16 protein-coding genes and 3 pseudogenes are annotated in these 17,549 nt (G+C 58.4%); 7 read left to right on the forward strand and 12 right to left on the reverse strand.

Annotation, left to right across the window (positions count from 1 at the left end; genetic code table 11):
• Window positions 1–130: 130 nt before the first annotated feature.
• Together JQ621_RS34800 and JQ621_RS34805 are read right to left on the reverse strand one after the other, a co-directional pair.
• Window positions 131–493, reverse strand: a complete 363-nt coding sequence (locus JQ621_RS34800) for a hypothetical protein (protein WP_212241691.1) — start codon at window positions 491–493, stop codon at window positions 131–133.
• A 992-nt stretch (window positions 494–1,485) separates the two neighbouring features.
• Window positions 1,486–2,995, reverse strand: a pseudogene (locus tag JQ621_RS34805) (ISL3 family transposase).
• Window positions 2,996–3,276: 281 nt separating this feature from the next.
• On the opposite strand from JQ621_RS34805, the gene JQ621_RS36090 reads away from it, so the two are divergent.
• On the forward strand, window positions 3,277–3,603 hold the full coding sequence (locus JQ621_RS36090; protein ID WP_212241692.1) for a DUF1330 domain-containing protein: 327 nt from the start codon (window positions 3,277–3,279) through the stop codon (window positions 3,601–3,603).
• A 351-nt stretch (window positions 3,604–3,954) separates the two neighbouring features.
• Here JQ621_RS36090 and JQ621_RS35705 read toward each other — a convergent pair whose 3' ends face one another.
• The 3 genes from JQ621_RS35705 to JQ621_RS34820 are packed head-to-tail and all read right to left on the reverse strand — an operon-like array spanning window position 3,955 to window position 4,768.
• On the reverse strand, window positions 3,955–4,272 hold the full coding sequence (locus JQ621_RS35705; protein WP_249125762.1) for a hypothetical protein: 318 nt from the start codon (window positions 4,270–4,272) through the stop codon (window positions 3,955–3,957).
• Window positions 4,251–4,541: a hypothetical protein gene (locus tag JQ621_RS34815; RefSeq protein WP_212241693.1), complete on the reverse strand. Its 291-nt coding sequence runs from the start codon at window positions 4,539–4,541 to the stop codon at window positions 4,251–4,253. Before JQ621_RS34815 ends, JQ621_RS35705 begins: the two co-directional genes overlap by 22 nt.
• Entirely contained in the window at window positions 4,538–4,768 is a 231-nt protein-coding gene (locus JQ621_RS34820) for a hypothetical protein (RefSeq protein ID WP_212241694.1), read from the reverse strand. Before JQ621_RS34820 ends, JQ621_RS34815 begins: the two co-directional genes overlap by 4 nt.
• Before the next feature lie 669 nt (window positions 4,769–5,437).
• Between JQ621_RS34820 and JQ621_RS34825 the strand changes: the two genes are divergently transcribed.
• Window positions 5,438–5,713 carry a hypothetical protein gene (locus JQ621_RS34825; protein WP_212241695.1) on the forward strand — a complete coding sequence of 92 codons (276 nt, stop codon included), beginning with the start codon at window positions 5,438–5,440 and terminating at the stop codon, window positions 5,711–5,713.
• 255 nt (window positions 5,714–5,968) lie between these two features.
• On the opposite strand, the gene JQ621_RS34830 is transcribed toward JQ621_RS34825, so the two are convergent.
• Window positions 5,969–6,223: a DNA-directed RNA polymerase subunit alpha C-terminal domain-containing protein gene (locus JQ621_RS34830; protein ID WP_212241696.1), complete on the reverse strand. Its 255-nt coding sequence runs from the start codon at window positions 6,221–6,223 to the stop codon at window positions 5,969–5,971.
• Between the two features lie 405 nt (window positions 6,224–6,628).
• Here JQ621_RS34830 and JQ621_RS34835 point away from each other — a divergent pair, with 405 nt between their 5' ends.
• Window positions 6,629–6,871 carry a hypothetical protein gene (locus JQ621_RS34835; protein WP_212241697.1) on the forward strand — a complete coding sequence of 81 codons (243 nt, stop codon included), beginning with the start codon at window positions 6,629–6,631 and terminating at the stop codon, window positions 6,869–6,871.
• Here the strand turns inward: JQ621_RS34835 and istB are convergent.
• The 3 genes and pseudogenes from istB to JQ621_RS34850 form a co-directional block, all read right to left on the reverse strand.
• Complete coding sequence (gene istB / locus JQ621_RS34840; protein ID WP_212241699.1) at window positions 6,866–7,726, reverse strand: IS21-like element helper ATPase IstB; 861 nt, start codon at window positions 7,724–7,726, stop codon at window positions 6,866–6,868. The genes JQ621_RS34835 and istB overlap by 6 nt on opposite strands.
• A pseudogene (locus JQ621_RS34845) lies at window positions 7,726–8,524 on the reverse strand (Mu transposase domain-containing protein); the annotation flags it as partial. The gene istB and the pseudogene JQ621_RS34845, both read right to left, overlap by 1 nt.
• A gap of 331 nt (window positions 8,525–8,855) precedes the next feature.
• A pseudogene (locus JQ621_RS34850) lies at window positions 8,856–9,564 on the reverse strand (hypothetical protein); the annotation flags it as partial.
• 147 nt (window positions 9,565–9,711) lie between these two features.
• On the opposite strand from JQ621_RS34850, the gene mbfA reads away from it, so the two are divergent.
• From mbfA to JQ621_RS34870, 4 genes are all read left to right on the forward strand, one after another.
• Window positions 9,712–10,683, forward strand: a complete 972-nt coding sequence (gene mbfA, locus JQ621_RS34855) for an iron exporter MbfA (RefSeq protein WP_212241701.1) — start codon at window positions 9,712–9,714, stop codon at window positions 10,681–10,683.
• A gap of 12 nt (window positions 10,684–10,695) precedes the next feature.
• The gene (locus tag JQ621_RS34860; protein WP_249125763.1) at window positions 10,696–11,568 is read left to right on the forward strand and encodes a hypothetical protein; all 873 of its coding nucleotides are present in this window, start codon (window positions 10,696–10,698) and stop codon (window positions 11,566–11,568) included.
• Window positions 11,565–12,095 carry a cytochrome b gene (locus tag JQ621_RS34865; protein ID WP_212241703.1) on the forward strand — a complete coding sequence of 177 codons (531 nt, stop codon included), beginning with the start codon at window positions 11,565–11,567 and terminating at the stop codon, window positions 12,093–12,095. The genes JQ621_RS34860 and JQ621_RS34865 overlap by 4 nt, the downstream gene beginning before the upstream one ends.
• Window positions 12,096–12,741: 646 nt before the next feature.
• Entirely contained in the window at window positions 12,742–14,787 is a 2,046-nt protein-coding gene (locus JQ621_RS34870; protein WP_409334266.1) for a carbohydrate porin, read from the forward strand.
• An 8-nt stretch (window positions 14,788–14,795) separates the two neighbouring features.
• Here JQ621_RS34870 and JQ621_RS34875 read toward each other — a convergent pair whose 3' ends face one another.
• The 3 genes from JQ621_RS34875 to JQ621_RS34885 all read right to left on the reverse strand — a co-directional run bounded on the left by JQ621_RS34875 (window position 14,796) and on the right by JQ621_RS34885 (window position 16,799).
• A complete protein-coding gene (locus JQ621_RS34875; RefSeq protein ID WP_212241705.1) occupies window positions 14,796–15,416 on the reverse strand; it encodes a tetratricopeptide repeat protein in 621 nt (206 codons plus the stop codon).
• 67 nt (window positions 15,417–15,483) lie between these two features.
• Complete coding sequence (locus tag JQ621_RS34880) at window positions 15,484–15,759, reverse strand: cation-transporting P-type ATPase (RefSeq protein ID WP_212241707.1); 276 nt, start codon at window positions 15,757–15,759, stop codon at window positions 15,484–15,486.
• Between the two features lie 620 nt (window positions 15,760–16,379).
• The gene (locus JQ621_RS34885) at window positions 16,380–16,799 is read right to left on the reverse strand and encodes a ferritin-like domain-containing protein (RefSeq protein ID WP_212241709.1); all 420 of its coding nucleotides are present in this window, start codon (window positions 16,797–16,799) and stop codon (window positions 16,380–16,382) included.
• Window positions 16,800–17,549: the final 750 nt, after the last annotated feature.

Here is a 17,549-nt window from a genome sequence, read left to right on the forward strand (position 1 = left end):
TGCTCGCCGGCGTGATCCAGAACCATCCGGACGGCACGGGCCCGGACCTCGGGTGAAAACTTGTTCGTCGTCTTGCTCGTCATGGCTCCATCCTCTCAGGAGTTGGAGCCTCCGGCAAACGCGGGGCGGTTCAGTTGGCTCTGCGTGGAACGGTATTCTCCCTTAACTTTGACGATAGTTCTGTTTCGCCAGGGGAAATTTCAGAGAGGCACTGCTCCACTGCAAACCGCTTTCCCGCGCGGATCATTGCGTCCATGTAACGCCCGCACGCACGCGCTTCCCAGAGCTTTTTGCTTATGTCGTGGAGATCAATATAGTCGAATATGTCTTGAGGCGGGTAATCATCGATCATCCCTGAGACAATATTCCAATACACGCTTGGATCGTCACCTTCGAGCAAACTAGGCTCGACGAATATTCCGAGGAAACGATCCGGGATCTTGCCGGCCAAAGGGTGCGCAGCGCTATGCTGAGCTCCGAGTAGCTTTTTCATCCATTACTCCATTTACGCTAGACCGCAGTGGAGACATCGCTGGCTTCATGTTGAAGGCTGCAATCTGGGAGACGACACCAGCGCGGCATATCCGCTGCGGCCACTTTTTGATTTGCTTCACCCAGCACCAGCAGCTGGCGTCGACCAGTCGCTGACAGTTTGAAGCAGCTAGGATCCAAACCTTGTTCGCTTCGAGCCTCTGCTAAACTCCTAAAGAGAGCGCCCTGCACTCTCAAAGTATGCTGTGGTTATGAACTAATCACTATCAATCGCGGAATTTCGAGTAGCAATTTTGGATTTTATTTTTGATGCGACTTAACAAACGATTCAGCTGAACTCTTCAGATCCCGATTCCACGCTCTATAGCTGATTGTCGTTCCTCTACTTCGACAATGACTGCCATGTGATGTGCGAGTCAAAACTATAGACGCGGTCAATGCATTTGGCAGGGACGCTGCGCAGCGAGGTCGGTTCAGGAGCTGGCTCGTTGAAGATACCGATGAGGTGGTCTGCGAGCCTGTTGCCAAGGGGGGCGCCGCTATGACCGTAGAATTCTCCGGTCGCAGTGCTGCTTATCTTTCTTCTTCAACATGTGACAGTTGTGTGCTGATGAGTGAAAACCAAGGGGCGGGTAAATGCGTTCAACAGGGGCGCCACCAGGCTGACTTAAGCGTCCTGCTTGTTCGTGATCAAGACGTCTGGTTATGAAGGCGGTTGTCAGGGTCTTGGGAAGGGGTCCAGCTCAGCTCGTCAAGCTGCGATGTCCCCGTGTGCCCGCGGATGTCCTCGGGGATGCTCCCTCGTTCAAAAGCCCGTTGCCGGTAGGCCTCGCTCTCGTGGCATTGACCGTCACCCCCCAGGTGGGCGTTTTCATAGACGGTCGTCGGCATCTTGCGGGCGCGTCGAATTCGGGCTCTGACGCAAGTTTGGTGCAGCGCCGGCTATTCTGCACCGATTAGTCTGGCTTGAAGCAGATCGAGTTTGCCGCGACCCTACATTTGACGTCGAATAAGCTTGAGGCGCGTAATCTGACCTTCGGTCCGTCCGTTCGACCAAGGTGAAGTGATTGCCGCCCGTACATCATTCTCATCCTTCGCGACGCCACTGGCGAACGAGGCGACAAGGCTGGCGCGAGCGCGCTCGATCCATAGAATAAGCCGCCTCGGTCTTGCGCAGGATCATCAGATGGAATTCGGCGATGATCTCGCGTGCCTCGACCAGAGTTGGCACGCCAGCTTCGATCGCCGCGACCGTGACGGTCTCCGCTTTCGTAAGTACGTCCCGCCCGACTGTCATGAGGTGTGCGATCGTTCTGGCTGACGGAATCCGCTGCAGGTTTTCTACGTCGGCCTTTTCAGCCCGTCGTCTACGGGTCGCCCACTCGCTGATGACGCGGAGCGAGCCTCGGAAGCCACGTGCTGCTAGGCGGCGCCAGAGTTCAGCCCCGTTTCGACAGCCGGACACCCATTGATTATCGAGCTATGGCAAATGCAGATCCAACGAACTTTGCCGGGTTCGAAAAACATCGGTGCGTTCGCCGCGGATCACCTGCCGTACCAGCTTCCTGATATGGCCAGTCTGGCGCACGATCTGCTTGATGGCTATGCCGCTCTTCGACAGAGCCAGGATGGCCGCATTGGTCTCCTCTCGGCGCAGGTAGCCTTCATACTGGAGGCGCTCGGCGGCTGTGAGCAGCGCGGGATCGATCGCGGTTGCACCGATGACGGTGCGAATCTGGCGCATCGATTTGCGGACGGCGTCAAGAAAGGCCCGACTGGCGTTCTCCATCAGATGCCAGCGGTCGGCGACCTGCACCGCGTGCAGCAAGGCTTTGGCTGCCGCTTCGCCATATCCGCCGCCACGATCGCGGGCGACGATTGCAATCGTGGGATGCGCAGCAAGCCAAGCTCGGGCGGTCGAAGGCTCACGATCCGGCAGCAGGGTGACTACCCGGCGCCTTTCCAGGTTGCAGACGATGCTGGCGTATCGGTGATTGCGACGCCAGGCTCAGTCATCGATGCCGATAACCTTGAGCGGCTCAGCCGGCGGACGGTGACGGCGTCGGACCACGCGCAGAAGCGTGTCCTTGCTCAACGGTAACATCAGCCGTTTTGCGAAGCCTGCCGCCGGTCGGCCGACAAGCGCCAGACCTAGGTGATGGACGACAGAGTCCAGCCTCGCCGTGCGTCGCGCTGATGGAGCCAATATTCCGTCGGAGAAACGCTCAGTAAAGATAAGGCGCCCGCACAGGACGGCGTCGCAACGGAAGCGGCGGGCAATCACCGAGAGCTCTACGATCCGCCCCAAAAGCGGCAGATCAGTCACACGGCGCCGATAGCGGCTGTGGACACGGCGGGAAGTCGTTCCGCACGATGGACACACGCCGAAACTTACGGACGCCCGGACCGTGATGACGGCCTGACGGCCTTCATTCTCGTAGCACGCACTCTCTACAACAAACCCACGCGGCACCAGACTGGAGCGGTGGAGTGCTTGCTGCATGGCGCTGATTCTCCTCCAATTAAAACGCCAGACATCCCTCGAACTGCATCAAAAGTGAGTCAGAGCCATAATTGCGCGCATTGGCGGCGGGAAAAGCAAATCCGGACGAGCCCGCCCGATCGCGGTTGACAAGTAGGCCGCCCGCGAGCTCTCGTGGTCGCGGGCATTCGCATATGCGCAAGGCAAGCCACCCGTCTGCTTCGTCGCTGAGGTCGATGTACAGAACGTAGAAGGCTACACCAAAGAGTATGCTCCAAAGGCGACGGCCAGCATCAAGGCGCATGGCCGAAAACGTTGTCGCCACTCCGAACGCAACGTCGTTCGAGAGCGAGCCGCTTAAGTCGCGCGTTATTATTCAGGGCTGGGAAAGCATGGAGCAGCTTCACGACTGGTATCGTTCTTCCGAACATACCGAGGCGCATGATATCGTTGCGAAGTACGTCAAAATTCGTACCTTGGCAGTTGAGGTGTTTCGCCGCGATAGGAAGTGCCAGCAAGCGCCCATACTGAGTTCGACGACGAGGTCGCCGCTCCCACGGCAGGTAGGCGTTCGAAAATCTCGGGAGAGAGCGGATGCCCGCTCATCTATGTTGTTTACTTTTGCATAAAGCCCGGGCTAAGCGGCCCTGCTCCAGTGACGCCGGCTTTGGCTCAATCGCGTCGGTTTGGTGCTCGGCCGCAAACTTCCGATCCGTCCCATGAACCGACGTTTGGCTACACTGCGTCGGCCGGGATGGGCCGGAAGCAGAAGAAGTTTACGTCAGCAATTTCCAAGTGCTGCCGAAGCAAATCGGAATATCGTTGCGCAGTGCCTCGATGTCGCGTTTGACGGCAGCAAACGGTCGTAAGCGTTTCAAATGCCGCCGAGCGCACCTGCGTTCGACGCACTCGCTGCGAACTCCGCCGACGCCGGCGTGCCCAAGGGCGCCAAGATGATCGGCACATCGATCCAAGGGGAATTAAACAAGGTCGTCAGGGTTTCTTGAGACCCTTGGCCTTTTGCTTTTTTGCTTTAGGAAAATGACCGAGATCTCCGCGCCATTTACTCCCTCAAGCTCACACCGTCGGTAGGCAAGACCTGTTGAAGATAGCAACAAGAAGAACTCTTTCAGGGCCAGCCCCTCGATAGAATCCTCGACGAGAAGTGTGGCTCCGTGATCGGAGACATCTTTCACGGCGCACGCACGGCGCCAAGTCCCATCTATCGCCATCATGTGAGCTGACAGCGGGTGCTCGAAAGCGACGCGCTTAGCATCTAATTTCTTGTGTGGTGGCATCTGACGAAAATCGCTTCTGCCCGTTCGTCGTCAGCTAATTTTTCTTTCACTTCTGGCCCGGGCCAGATCTGATCCCCCGAAATGACCCGAACAGGGCCACTATCGCTCAGCAGAGCATGAGACGCGACGTCGTCATCAATGAGGATGACCGTCAGATCCGTTTCGGGTTTCCATCCCAATGTCACGTCAAGATCGCCAGGGAATATTCGCCAGCGCGAACCATCCTCCAAATCAACGATATGGCTCTCCGGGTGCGCAATAATCTTCATTTTGTGAGACCAACCGAGCGCTCAAGTGACTTGAGACGCGTCAAGCCGGAAACCACCAAACGATCCTCATTTAATTCTCCGGCTGCGATCTGACCAAAAATGTGGTCAGTCATTGCTTTGCGAGCTTGGATAAGATCGCAGTAGCTCACATCCTTCATCTGTTCGAAGATTGCCATAGCCCTTTCGATGGCCGTAGCACCTACCTTGCATTCGATATCTGGCGCCATGATTGACTGCTCCAAGCTTCGGCCGTAAACGCCAAGCAGAGTTCCACGTTCCTCCGCACTGGGGGATGAAACCAAATTAGCCGGTGCGTCGGCCACAGCAGGTCGAAAATAGACCCTATCTCCAATATCCAGCCGCTAGGTGGCTGCACTCGGGGTTTTGCGCGGATAGCCCCGATCCACCGACAGCGGAACGATACGGGGGTGCGGGACTCTACTCAGTGACTCCGGCGTATGCCCCAATGGCCGGGATCGCGTCCCTCTAAGAGGACGGGCCTCAGTGCGCCCCCACGCACTGGGGCCGCCTCAGAAGACGGCGGCGGGGCTTTATCACCAAGCGACAATTCCAATCACGGCGAGTCCAAGGCCGCCCAAGACGGGCAGAGCTGCCAGGTGCTCAAAGTGACAATCGCCAACTCTTTCTTCGTTTTCTCAGTGATCATGCTAACCTCGATTAGAGGTACCGAACGGTCACTTGCGAACGGATGGAAAAAGAGGCTCGTGGTTACGAGGGCTATAGGCTTGTCCGAACGCCGCTGTGGACACGGCACTCGCGCTGATAATTCCTTGTATTCCGTATGGTTCCCGTGCCCTGAGAACAGAGGGACCCTGCGGGTTCTATCGGGCGAACCTCCTTTCTGCGAGACTACCGCGGACCTGATAGGAAACGCTGTGCTCAAGCTCGGAAACCTTAAGGGACGAGGCAGGGTCGAAGTTCAAGGCCGAATTGTCGGCGAGATCGATTACGAGATCGAGGTTTGGCAGAATGGTGCCTCCGGAAGGGCCTCTGGAGCTGCGACGGGCGATCCGCACGCGATAGCTGTTGCGTTCAATACCGGTATTTCCATTCTTCACCTCCAAGATGGCAGCGCCGTTCGCTTCATCGTCACTCATATCGGCCCACGCGGTGCGCTAATCGACATCGACGGCCCGGTACCGGCTTTCTGAAGGCGCACGCCACTCGCTTCTCCTGCCCGGCTGCTCTATTGGGCGCCCTTCAGCCGGCAAGAGGTTGAGCATGTCGCCGTGGTACCCCGCTCACATCTGTTGCAGACGGTGACGCATTGATCGAAGTTCTTTGGATTGTACGACGAGTAAAGCTTCCCTATGCAGGAAGGGTTGGCCGGCAGGGTCGCTTCATCGTCGCGGCACCCAACCAGAACAAGGGCAAACGCGAGCATGAGGATGACACGCATTGAGACCCTATGGTTTGCTCTCCAGGCCAAAGTCCGCGCGAAGTTGAGCGACGGATGTTCGCCCCAAATCCGGGAGGCTGAGTAGCGTCTTGTCTGAAGGCAAACGAACATCGCCAACGGTGCCGAATCCGTGCAGTGCCAGAACGTTCCTTATCCTCGTCGGCAGGCGCACTTGCACCAACTGAACGCCATCTGATAAATCTTGCCAGGGATCGAGAATGGAATCATCGGCACGTTCTTGACCATGTGCCATCGAAACCATGACACAGACCTTACAGGTGCACAGGGGTCTGATGCTGAACGAAGACGGCCCCAGCCCTCTGGGACGGGCCGGGGCCGTGCAGTGGTCCAGGTGGAGGCGAATCCCCTGTCCCGACCCCATGAGACCGCGCTCCTGTTAATAAATAAAAGTATCCGCCATACAAATTGCGCTTATCCCGTCGGCTTCGCAGCGTTTCCCTTCAAGGACTGGACTGCCTATGCGTCACCATGGTGGTCCGGTCGGGCGAAATTTGGAGCGAGCGGACTAGAATAAGTACGAGCGGCGTTGCTTTTGGCGGCGGCTCTGGCGGTCTTCTGCTTGGTGCAGCCTCTATCGCGGCAAAGTTTTGGGGGTGAGCTATGCGCGCCGCAAATGATCGAGGGATACGGAAATCGAGAGAGAGCGGTGGCGGAACTCTCCAAGGCTATGGGAGATATATCCGAGAATTTGCTCCGCGACGAATTGACCAAATTGCATCGTGATGTGCAGGTCGCAGGGTGGAGCGGCAGATATGATGGCATCAACTATTTCAACGCCGCGGCGCGCGCGACCACAGCAAGCACGGGTCTGCAGGCCCGGCCTGTCAAACGCCATCCGGAACTGCCCCCTTTGCGTCATGAAGAACTGCCCCCACCCTCGGTTTCATGATGTCGTTTGATGGTCGTTTCCGCCGGTGACGGGACGGAGGGAGGCGGAGCCGACCGGAGGGCCGTCACCGGCGGGCGGCGCCTTGATGAGGCCGCTCTTCCGTTTGGCGCGGAGCCGGTAGCTGTCGCCGCGGATCGTCGGCACGTGGCTGTGGTGCAGGAGCCGGTCGAGGATCGCGGTGGCGACCACGGGGTCGGCGAACACGGTGCCCCATTCGGCAACGCTGCGGTTCGACGTGATCAGCATGGCACCGGTTTCGTAACGGCGGCTGACCAGCTGGAAGAACAGATGCGCGGCGTCCGGCTCCAGCGGCAGATAGCCGAGTTCGTCGACGATGAGCAGCTTCGGCTTCGCCAGCGCGAGCAGCTTCTCATCCAGGCGCCGCTCGCCATGCGCCTTTGCCAGGCCCGCGACGAGCGTCGTCGCCGTGGTGAACTGCACGGTGTAACCGGCCAGGATCGCTTCTCGCCCGAGTGCGATCGACAAGTGCGTCTTACCGACGCCCGGCGGGCCGAGCAGCAGCACATTCTCGCCGTTGGCGATCCAACGTGACGCGGCCAAGTCGCGGATCTGCTTGGAATCGATCGAGGGCTGCGCCTCGAAGTCGAAGCCTGCGAGCTCCTTTACGGCCGGGAAGTGTGCAAGCTTCAGCGCCATATCGATGCGGCGATGATCCTTGCGCGCGATCTCACGTTCGCACAGCAGGATCAGCGTCTCACGCGCCGACAGGTTCGCGCGCGCCGCCTCGTCGAGCAAACTATCAAGCTGATCGCGGATGCCGGAGAGCTGCAATCGCGCCAGCATGGCATCAAGGGGATCGGTCGGTGCTTCGATTGCCTTCTTTGCGCGCGTCATCAGAAGCTCCCCCCGATCAGGGCTTCATATTCGGCAAGTGGACGCAACAACGAATGCGGTGGAGACGTTTCCGGCACCGCCGCTGCAATCTCCAGCCGGCGGACCGCGCCATTGCGCCCGGCAACACCATCGAGATGGAGCGGATCGACGATCCGCTGCCGGCGCCCCTTCGAGTTGCTCGTGAACTGCAACCTGGTGCACGCCATGGCGGATCCGCACCTCGCCAGCCGCGACAGTCACCGCGACGCGCTCACCAATAAGGCGCCACGGTACCGAGTAACTATTGGTGTCGATCTCGATGGCACAATCATTGCCAACGATCCGGGTTAGCTCGCGCAATGATCCGAACGAGGCCCGCCCGCCGAGCGGTTTTAACCGGTGGGCCTCGTCTCGTGCGAAGCGGATGATCGGCGCTTCGCCGGTCGTGCCGTGGATACGGAAGTTCGCAACCTCTCGCTCCCACCTGGCAAGATGGGCCTCAAACGCTTCCCAACTTGCAAAGGAATGACCTGCGATCGCGTTCTTCTTCACATAGCCGACGCCATTCTCCGTCTTGCCCTTTGTGCGTGCCCGATATGGTGCGCAGGCGCGAGGACGGAAGCTCCAGTGCTTCGAGAAGGCAATCAGCCTGTCGTTGAACTGAACCGACCGGCTCACCGCGTCGTGGCGCACTACAAGTGCGCGTGGGTTATCCATCAGCACTTCCTCGGGTACACCGCTGAAGGTGGTGAATGTGCTCTCAAGCCCGGCAAACCAGTGCTCTTGCTTCTCGGCCCGGAACGCTCGCACATGGAGCCGTAGCGGCGCTCGGCACCCGTTGAGGCGCGCAGGCTGCGCCGGGCCCGGCACAGCTGCCTGCGGACCCGCTAACGCAGAATTGCTGAACCCGATCCCGAACGCTGCAGCGGTCTTGAAGGTCATGGACGAGCGCGCTCCCGTCTCGGCAGATGCCAACATCCAACTCGCCCAGTATCACCATCATCACCATCATCATCACCACAGCAATTGGCGTCGAGCGCCGGTGGTCGTGATCGGGCGGCATCGTCACCACCACCATCATCGCGACTAAAGACAGGAGCAAGCGAGACGGCAGCGTAAGTTTGCCGTCTTGTCCCATTACTGCGCTTAAAGTCGACCGGCTCTTCTCTTTGGCCGCGCGGTGGAGATGGCGGTATGTGCCATCGAATACGGTGTCGATCGTCGAAGTCCACTCCGTACCGGCCGCGAGCTTCGGCCGGTTGGCGTGTATGCGCAGAGCCTGGAGATCGCGCTCGGCGGCTTCATCCTCATTCATGGGGGTGAGCTCGAAATCCGCCTCTTCGGGAATGACGATGATCTGCGCGAAAGGCGGAACAGGTGCATGCGCCCTTCTGCCGGCGACTTGAAAACACAGAAGAAAAGCATCGGCCACCAGCTACGCACCAGGGCCGGCACGGCGATCGGCACAGTGTCGGTGCGGTCCGTATAGAAGCGGGGATGCGGTTCGGTCCGGATCGCAGAGCTCTTCTCGACCTTTAGATCGAGTAGAAGTTGGTAGGTATAGAAGCCGTCGCCGAAGTTGCGGAACGGCGGCCACTGCAAGCCTCCTGCGGGGGCTCACCCCAATCGCCGTCGAGGTGAAGGGCGCCGTCTATCGTCGAGACGCGCAATTCGTTGTCGTAGGAATAGAACAGTTCGATTCCATACTGCGCACTTTTTGAAAACGGGACGCAGTGCCAGACTTCTTCGCAAGATCCATCCTTGCGAGGATCTCGGGTTCCCGACCAGCCGGGGATTTCAAGCTTCGTCCGGCGCGGGGCCAGGCGCGGGTCGTTCAGACGATTCTTGACGCTGTGCAATTGCTGCTCCCCTGCTGCGAAAAACATAGAAGAACGGGCTTTGCCGCTCCCGGTTCCATTTTAAAAAAACGGGCATCGACGGTTGACCCTTACCAGGGTAGCGCTTAGGTACTTTAGAACAATTCTAAATGACCACGAGGCACCCGAATGAAGCATTTTGCCGATCTCTCTGAGCGCGAGGTCTTGGCGGTCGCCATCGCTTCCGAAGAGGAGGATGGCCGGATCTATATGACCTTCGCTGAAGACCTGAAGGAACGCTATCCCGACACTGCCAAGGTCTTCGAGGCGATGGCGGACGAAGAACGTGGGCATCGTCATCGCCTGCTCGAAACCTACGAACAACGCTTTGGCCAGCACCTGCCGCCAATAAGGCGGGAGGACGTCAACGGCTTGCCGCGCCGCCGCCCGGTGTGGCTGCTGAAGAATCTCCCGCTCGACACCATTCGCAAGGAGGTCGAGCAGATGGAACAGCAGGCGGGCGACTTCTACGCGCGCGCGGCGCGTCAGGCCGAAGACGTTGGCTTGCGCCGTCTGCTCGGGGATCTCGCGGAGGAAGAGAAGGGGCACAAAGATCTCGCCGTAAAACTCAAGGACGAGCATCTGACTGAAGAAGCCCGTGGTAAGGAAGACAAGACGAGCCGCCGGACGTTTGTATTGCAGTACGTGCAGCCGGGTCTGGCCGGGCTGATGGACGGATCAGTGTCCACACTCGCTCCGCTGTTCGCGGCGGCGTTTGCCACGCACCACAACTGGCAGACCTTTGTCGTTGGTCTGGCCGCCTCGCTCGGCGCCGGCATCAGCATGGCATTCGCCGAGGCGCTTTCCGACGACGGTTCGGTTACCGGTCGCGGTTCACCGTGGTTGCGAGGCGGTATCTGCGGCGCGATGACAGCCATCGGAGGGCTGGGTCACTCGATCCCCTATCTAGTTCCCGATTCGTGGGCGAACGCCTTCTGGATCGCAACGTCGATCGCGGGTGCAGTTGTCTTCTTCGAGCTATGGGCGATTGCCTTCATCCGCGCACGGTACATGGACACGCCGTTCCTGAAAGCCGCCTTCCAGGTCGTTCTCGGCGGCGTCATCGTTCTCGCTGTTGGCATCGCGATAGGCTCGTCGTAGAAGGACATCCCGATGACACTCATACGCACGACTTCGCTATTCGTCGCCACCGGTATCGCCGTCGCCGCGTGCTGCGCGCCGCGCAATGCGAGGGCAACCGACGAGATCCAAGTCTACAACGCGGGCATCGCGGAAGTCGGGCAGTTTACGATCCAGCAGCATCTTAACTACGTGCCACTCGGCGTGAAGAGCCAGCCGTTTCCTGGCGGCCTGATATCGAACGGGAGCGTGAACGGAACGCCGGAGTTCGCGTATGGCGTGACCGACTGGTGGGAAGTTGGCCTCTACCTTCCCTTCTCGATCCAGAACCAGACATTCTATTCCGACGCATTCAAGCTACGAACGCTCTTCGTGTCACCGCACGCCGAGCAACGCAGCTTCTTCTACGGCGTCAACTTCGAGTTCAGCAACGAGACCCCGCCCTTCGCGCAGACGCGCTTCGCAATGGAGATCCGGCCGATCATTGGCGTCCGGAACGAGCTATACGAGTTCATCGTCAATCCCATCGTCGACATCGGTTTCGGCAAATACGGGGAGACTGATTTTGCTCCCGCTGCGCGATTGGCGCGCAAATTCGGGCCCGATCTCTTCGCGGGTTTCGAGTATTACGCCGATTTCGGCAAGATCGGGGATTTCAAGTCGATCGATCAGCAGCAACACACGCTGTTCGCCGTTACTGACTTCAAGCTAGGCGTGTTCGACGTGAATTTTGGCGTCGGCTATGGACTGACGCCGGCATCCGACCGCTTCGTAGCCAAGGCCATCGTCGGTTATGCGTTTCCGGTCCCGGGCGGCAGGGGCGACGACCGCGCACCCGTCGGACCGATCAATCCCATGGCACACGCATCCTGGCACCCGCCTCTTGGCCAGGCAATCTCCCGATGATGAAGCAGCTGCGATACGGCACGACCGCGAAAACCTTTCACTGGACCATTGTCGTCCTGCTGCTGGCTCAATATCCGATCGGTTGGCTGATGCCAGATATCCACGGTGGCATGAAGCCCGGAGCCGGCATGACGTTCCACGTCTCCGTCGGTCTCGTCATTCTGACGGCGACGCTGCTGCGCTTCATGTGGCGCCTGACGCATCCGGTTGCGCCCGAAAGCTCTCTTCCTGCATGGCAGCGGCTATCGTCCGAGGTCGTGCACTGGATGCTCTACATAATGGTGTTACTGACGACGCTGTCTGGTTGGTTGTTCGCCTCGTTCCGCGGCTGGTCAATCTCGTTTTTCTACCTGTTTCCGCTGCCCATGCTCTCAGGCGCGAATCCCGCTGCTATCAAATCCATCGACGGGCTCCATCAGGCCGCCGAATGGACGTTGCTCGCCCTCATCGTTCTCCATGTCGGATCGGCCCTCCTTCATCTCTTTCACTATCGCGACGGGGTCATGAAGCGAATGCTTCCCGGGTAGCCTCATCACATCCAACCTGCACAAAACCAATCCGAAAATGCCGCACGTCGAGCAACACTTCATGACTACACTGTCCGCGGCGGCGCCCGGAGTGAGCGCCGCGAAGGCTCTGTAATCGCCGGCGCGCGCGATTGGCATGCCTTGCAGATGGCTTTTCAACTGCCGGCTATTAGGCGATCGCTCAGTGGTCTCGCTTTCTGGTCCCACCGATGTGTTTGCCCGAGCGGCCGTGCAAATACATTGCCCTGTGAAGTTGAAGAAGAGTTAGGACGATTCGGTTTCAGGCTTCGATCGCAGTGCCCGACGGTTTGATCGACAATGTTCCGCATGACTTTGTGGGCCAGTATCCAGAGGACCATCTCGAGTAGCTTCGGACATCCGGCCGCGGTGCCGTGGCGAAAATCGGAGGTGTCTCTATACACCGCCATTGTGGGCAATCGCCAACCGCTCGAAAACGACGGCTATGGCCGCGATCGCGGTCGCGGTAAAAAAGCCTGAGATTGAATAGGGCGACGTCCGACTCAGGACGACTGTCCCCCCGCAAATCCCTGTTGCAAATCCGTCACATAAGAATGGAAGAACGGGCAGCCGCGCTTGCAAATCGCATAGGAATATTGAGTAAGTGGCACGTCGCTTGGGGCAGGCAATGAAGTACTCGTTTTTGAAAGGGGCCGTAGCACTTTCTGCTTTTCTTGCCTTTCGTCCTGCGGCGGGAGCTGATCTGGCGGCAATGCCGGTCAAAGCTCCGCCTTCACCAACGTCGTGGGACTGGTCCGGCTTCTATCTTGGCAGTCACTTCTTCTATGCCGCGGGCACTTCGAACTGGTCCGCTGCCCAGGGAGGCGGTGCAGCGCCCCTGACTGGTTCGTTGGATTTTTTCAACTCTATCGACGCCTTCAAAGGCACCGGCAGCTATTTCTTCGGATTGCAGGCGGGCTATAACTATATGCTGCCATCGCGCGTTTTGCTGGGCATTGAAGCAGACCTTTCTGCCCCAAACACGATCGCCGGCGCGCAAACGGTAACGTCAGTGGCAGGCGGCCAGACGAGCTATACCGATACGGTCCTGGACTATGGGACGTTGCGCGGCCGTCTTGGCTATGCCTTTGGAAATTGGCTGGTCTACGGAACGGGCGGGCTTGCCTGGGCTTATGACAAGCTGGAGCGAACCCAGCTGGCTGGAGGCAACGTAGCACTGGGCATGACGGAAACCGCCCTACTGTCCAGGTGGGGCTGGGCAGCAGGTGCGGGCGTCGAGGTCCCGATCTGGCCGAACTGGACCGCAAAGCTCGAATTTCTTGAAACGAGTTTCGGAAATCGTCAAAAGAACTTCCCGCTAGCCGGTCAAACCTACAGTTCTGACCTCTCCATGCAGAGCGTCAGGCTTGGCGTGAACTATCAGCTCGGTGCTGATCCCTCAAAGAGCGATGTCTTCACCAACGGAGTTCCTTCGCTCGAGAACGATAACTTCGCAATCCACGGTCAGACGACGCTCGTCGCCCAATATGCACTCCCGTTCCGCGCTCCCTACGGAGGACAAAACAGTCTTGCCCCCAATGCAGGGCGTGAAACGTGGGACCTTGACCTGTACCTAGGTTTTCGTCCTTGGAAGGGTGCAGAGATTTGGATCGATCCAGAAATTGACCAAGGGTTTGGTCTAAGCGGCACATTCGGTGTTGCGGGCTTTCCAAGCGCCGAGGCCTACAAGGTTGGCTCGGCCTATCCTTACGCGCGGATACCGCGAGCATTCTTGCGTCAAACAATCGACCTCGGCGGCGAGAGTCAGAAAGTCGATGCGGGCTTCAATCAGTTTGCCGGCACGGGGTCGAGTGACCGGCTTGTGCTTACAGTTGGCAAGTTCAGCGTCGTGGACATTTTTGACAAAAACAAATACGCAAACGATCCGCGCGGTGACTTCCTGAACTGGACTTTGGTCAATACTGGCTCCTTCGACTATGCCGCAGACGCCTGGGCATTTACCTACGGTGCGGCCATCGAATGGTACTCCGGTCCTTGGACACTACGTGCGGGCGTGTTTGATGGTCCGCAGGTTCCGAATAGCAGCGACCTCGATCCATCATTTGGTCAATTCCAGATGTTGGGAGAAATCGAACGCCGATACGATTTTTGGGGGCAACCGGGCAAAGTGCTGGTTACCGGGTATCTGACGCGGGCTCGTCTCGCGAATTTCACGGACGCGGTTCAGCTCGGGGCCTCGACCGGGACCGTACCTACCTTGGCATCGGTGCGCACCTACACCAGCAAGTCGGGAATTTCCGCTAATTTGGAGCAGCAGATATTGCCGGGCCTCGGCATGTTCATGCGTGCGGGTTATTCCCCGGGTCAGCTCGAGGCCTATGCGTTCACTGACGACGACACCACCGTCGCGGGAGGCTTTCAAGTCAATGGCCGATTCTGGGGCCGCCCTAACGACACCTTCGCGATCGCGGGCATTCTCAATACGATCTCCAAGGCTCATCAGGCTTACCTGACTGCAGGAGGTTACACCGCCTTGATTGGAGATGGGGCGCTTCCCAATCCCGGGCCTGAGAAGATCCTGGAGACCTACTACACCATTCCTATCAACATGTGGCAGCTTACGTTTGACTATCAGTTCATCACCAATCCGGCCTACAATCGAGACCGGGGTCCGGTGTCCGCGATCGCAACTCGCTTGCACGCGCAGTTCTGAGCTAGTGCTTAAGGACGTCCTTCTCGTATCTCTTCTTCAATGTTGGGTTTGATTGCTTTTGCTTCAGCCAAGTCCGCGTTGCCGGCATCGCCATCGCCTGCTTTCACGAGCGCAGCACCCAGGCGATATAGCACGAGAGGATTCCTAGGATCTGCTGCCAACACGACTTTGAAATCAGAGACCGCCTTTGCGTATTCTTGCCTATCTGTGAGGGCCAGTCCGCGATTATAGAATGCCGCAAAGTAGTCTGGTTTGATCAGAATTGCCCGATCGTAATCGCTTAAGGCGTGATCCAAGTCGCCGATGTTTCTGTAGGCGACACCTCTATTGTTGAAAGCATTGGCGTAATTTGGCTCAAGCCTTATGGCTTCGTTGAAGTCATCTATGGCCTGAGCGTAGTTTGCTTTCAGGCGGCGGGCTACGCCTCGGTTGTTGTACGCGTTTGCAAGCCTTCGAAGAATCCCCTCGCCCGTATTGATGACCGCGCTGCATCCTGCGATTGGAACATCTGGATTTCTAAGATCGCCTGCCAGGCAGTCCATCCATTCCTGCTGCGTTTGGGCAAGCGCGCATCGTCCCAAAAATAGGCTTGCGAGCAGGACACCTAACTGGAGTTGATGGATATTCATATTGCCACACCGCCTTACCTCGACCTTTCTGCAAACAGGCCGTTGATCCGAACAAATAGCCTTGGGCCTATATAGCGATCCAGATACTGGCGAAACAGGCGGGCCTAGTCGAGCGAACTATATCCGGTATCGTGGCCTTGCGTTCGCGCGCGACGAGATTGGGGCCGAATTTCCTGACGCGGGCGGTAGCCTCGGCCTCAGACAAGCCTTCCGGAGCGGATTCCAGTTTCGCGCAGGCCTCCTCGGGCTGAAGCCGGCTGATGGCCGCAAGCAGGCCGTCATGCGCGGCCGCCTCAAGGCCAATGCGGGCGGTCTCCTTGGGCGGTTTCGACCAGAAATTCATGTGCGGTGTCGCCGGATTTTGACAAGCGGCTCACCATCATCGAAATCAGGCTTGAGAGTTGCGGCAGATCAAAGCCCGCGAAGCCCAGGGGTTCCTCAACCCAAAATCGGTACGTACTAGGGACAAAATGACGTGCAGCCCAGCTGCTTAGATTATTTCGCCCGGATTTTTTCGAGAATGAGGCTGCAGCGGTGCCCCGCTGCGGCCTTTGTCGTGCGAAGCACCGCCACTCGACCGCCTCGACACCGTTTTCCTGGTTCGACGAAGTATACCGAAAACCGGCCGGGCCTACGTTGATGGTGACGAGAGATGGGGCTTAAAAATGATTACGCCTAAAGTCATTGCACATGCTCTTGGTGCCGGCGCACTATTTTCATTGTTTTTGAGTGACCCGGGCGCAGACTTTGTCTTGGCGATCGTGTCCTGCTTGACCTAAGGACAAACGCCTGTCTGGACTCGCGAAGGCCTGCACGTTTGGCTCTCCACTGCGGTCATTGTTGACGATCTAAAATGACTGCAAGTCCGGGTGACAATACCGCCATTGAGGCTACCGGCGAGCCGAGAGATGGCGCTGGCCAGTCCAACCAAGCGCACTGCGTCCCGAGCCGTGCAACCTATCGCTAGCTTGCAAGGCGTTCCATCTGAGCGATCTTTGCGAGCAACGTTTGTTTCTGCCGAGTCAGAGTATCAACGAGTGCTCGATCCGATACGCATTCTTCGATCGCTCTGTCGTATTCTTCGACGACCTGTTTTTCGCCCATCACGAACGACGAAAGCGAGTTGGTGCCGAGCCCGGTGGTGGCCGCGCGCACACCGATGACCGTCTTATGGACCGTAGCCATGAAGGATCCGGATTCATCCGGCTTCTCGCCCAGCTTAGTCAGACCGGCGTGAAGTTCGGCGTGGTCCTTCTCCTTCAACGCCGCCATTTCGCGGAACAGGGATTTGACGTCGGGCTCGGCGTCTCCGACGGCCTTCTCGTAACCTTTGCGGTTGTCCACGAGCGTCGTATGCAGTTTCTTCAGGCTTTCCGCGGCCATCGCAGGCTCCCATATTGAGAGACTGTAATGTGAAAGGGTCGATGATTGTTCCAAGATCGACGCAGATCACCGAACCGCCGCTGGCCAGATGGCCTACAACTCTTCGGTTCGCCGAGCTTGTATTCGGAGGCGAGGTCTTCCGGTGAGCGATCCGCAATTCCACCGGGCGAAAGATGTGCCGGCGACATGAATTTGCCGCCGCCGCAGCAAGACGCCGACGTCATGCGGCTCACCGCTCTAAAAACGGCGGGGCGGCCTTCCAAGGCGCAGTGCAGCTTGAGCGCGGGAGCTCAACCAACCAGCGGCACGTTTTGTTCTGGCGCGCTCTCCCCTTAACCACGGCGGAAAATCTGGCCTCGCTCGGCCGCAAGTGCGAGTCGCTCCCATTCGCCGGCAAGCTTTAGCCAGCCCTCTCGATCGACTTGGTTGACGCGCGAGCGGCCTCGGCGCGGCAGTCAGCGGCTTCTTTATAGAATTGCTGCGCGGTCAATGTCATCTTGGCGTAGTGCGAAAACTCATCGAGTGCCGTTGTTTTCATAGTAGTCGCCTCGGCTTAGAACGCGCCCCTCTGCGGAGCCGCAATGGCAACATGATCCTCAAGCCTGCGTTCCTGTTTGGTAAGCGTAGCTCTTCGGCCCTTTTGAATGGCGCTTGACGTCTATTTTGTTCGCGTGGCGCGTCGCCGCGGTTTCCATGTGTCGGACAACGCGTTGACGGCGGCCTCGAGGGCCTTCCGATCGATCACGTTGG

The organism is Bradyrhizobium manausense, assembly GCF_018129685.1.
In the GTDB taxonomy this organism is placed as follows: Bacteria; Pseudomonadota; Alphaproteobacteria; order Rhizobiales; family Xanthobacteraceae; genus Bradyrhizobium; species Bradyrhizobium manausense_D.

Coding starts and splice junctions, on each gene's coding strand:
- JQ621_RS34865 (WP_212241703.1), top strand. CDS start 11,565: ATGATGAAGCAGCTGCGATACGGCACGACCGCGAAAACCTTTCACTGG.
- JQ621_RS34875 (WP_212241705.1), bottom strand. CDS start 15,416: ATGAATATCCATCAACTCCAGTTAGGTGTCCTGCTCGCAAGCCTATTT.
- mbfA (WP_212241701.1), top strand. CDS start 9,712: ATGAAGCATTTTGCCGATCTCTCTGAGCGCGAGGTCTTGGCGGTCGCC.
- JQ621_RS35705 (WP_249125762.1), bottom strand. CDS start 4,272: ATGCCACCACACAAGAAATTAGATGCTAAGCGCGTCGCTTTCGAGCAC.
- JQ621_RS34870 (WP_409334266.1), top strand. CDS start 12,742: ATGAAGTACTCGTTTTTGAAAGGGGCCGTAGCACTTTCTGCTTTTCTT.
- JQ621_RS34885 (WP_212241709.1), bottom strand. CDS start 16,799: ATGGCCGCGGAAAGCCTGAAGAAACTGCATACGACGCTCGTGGACAAC.
- JQ621_RS34815 (WP_212241693.1), bottom strand. CDS start 4,541: ATGAAGATTATTGCGCACCCGGAGAGCCATATCGTTGATTTGGAGGAT.
- JQ621_RS34820 (WP_212241694.1), bottom strand. CDS start 4,768: ATGGCGCCAGATATCGAATGCAAGGTAGGTGCTACGGCCATCGAAAGG.
- JQ621_RS34860 (WP_249125763.1), top strand. CDS start 10,696: ATGACACTCATACGCACGACTTCGCTATTCGTCGCCACCGGTATCGCC.
- JQ621_RS34830 (WP_212241696.1), bottom strand. CDS start 6,223: ATGGTTTCGATGGCACATGGTCAAGAACGTGCCGATGATTCCATTCTC.
- JQ621_RS36090 (WP_212241692.1), top strand. CDS start 3,277: ATGGCCGAAAACGTTGTCGCCACTCCGAACGCAACGTCGTTCGAGAGC.
- JQ621_RS34880 (WP_212241707.1), bottom strand. CDS start 15,759: ATGAATTTCTGGTCGAAACCGCCCAAGGAGACCGCCCGCATTGGCCTT.
- JQ621_RS34800 (WP_212241691.1), bottom strand. CDS start 493: ATGAAAAAGCTACTCGGAGCTCAGCATAGCGCTGCGCACCCTTTGGCC.
- istB (WP_212241699.1), bottom strand. CDS start 7,726: ATGACGCGCGCAAAGAAGGCAATCGAAGCACCGACCGATCCCCTTGAT.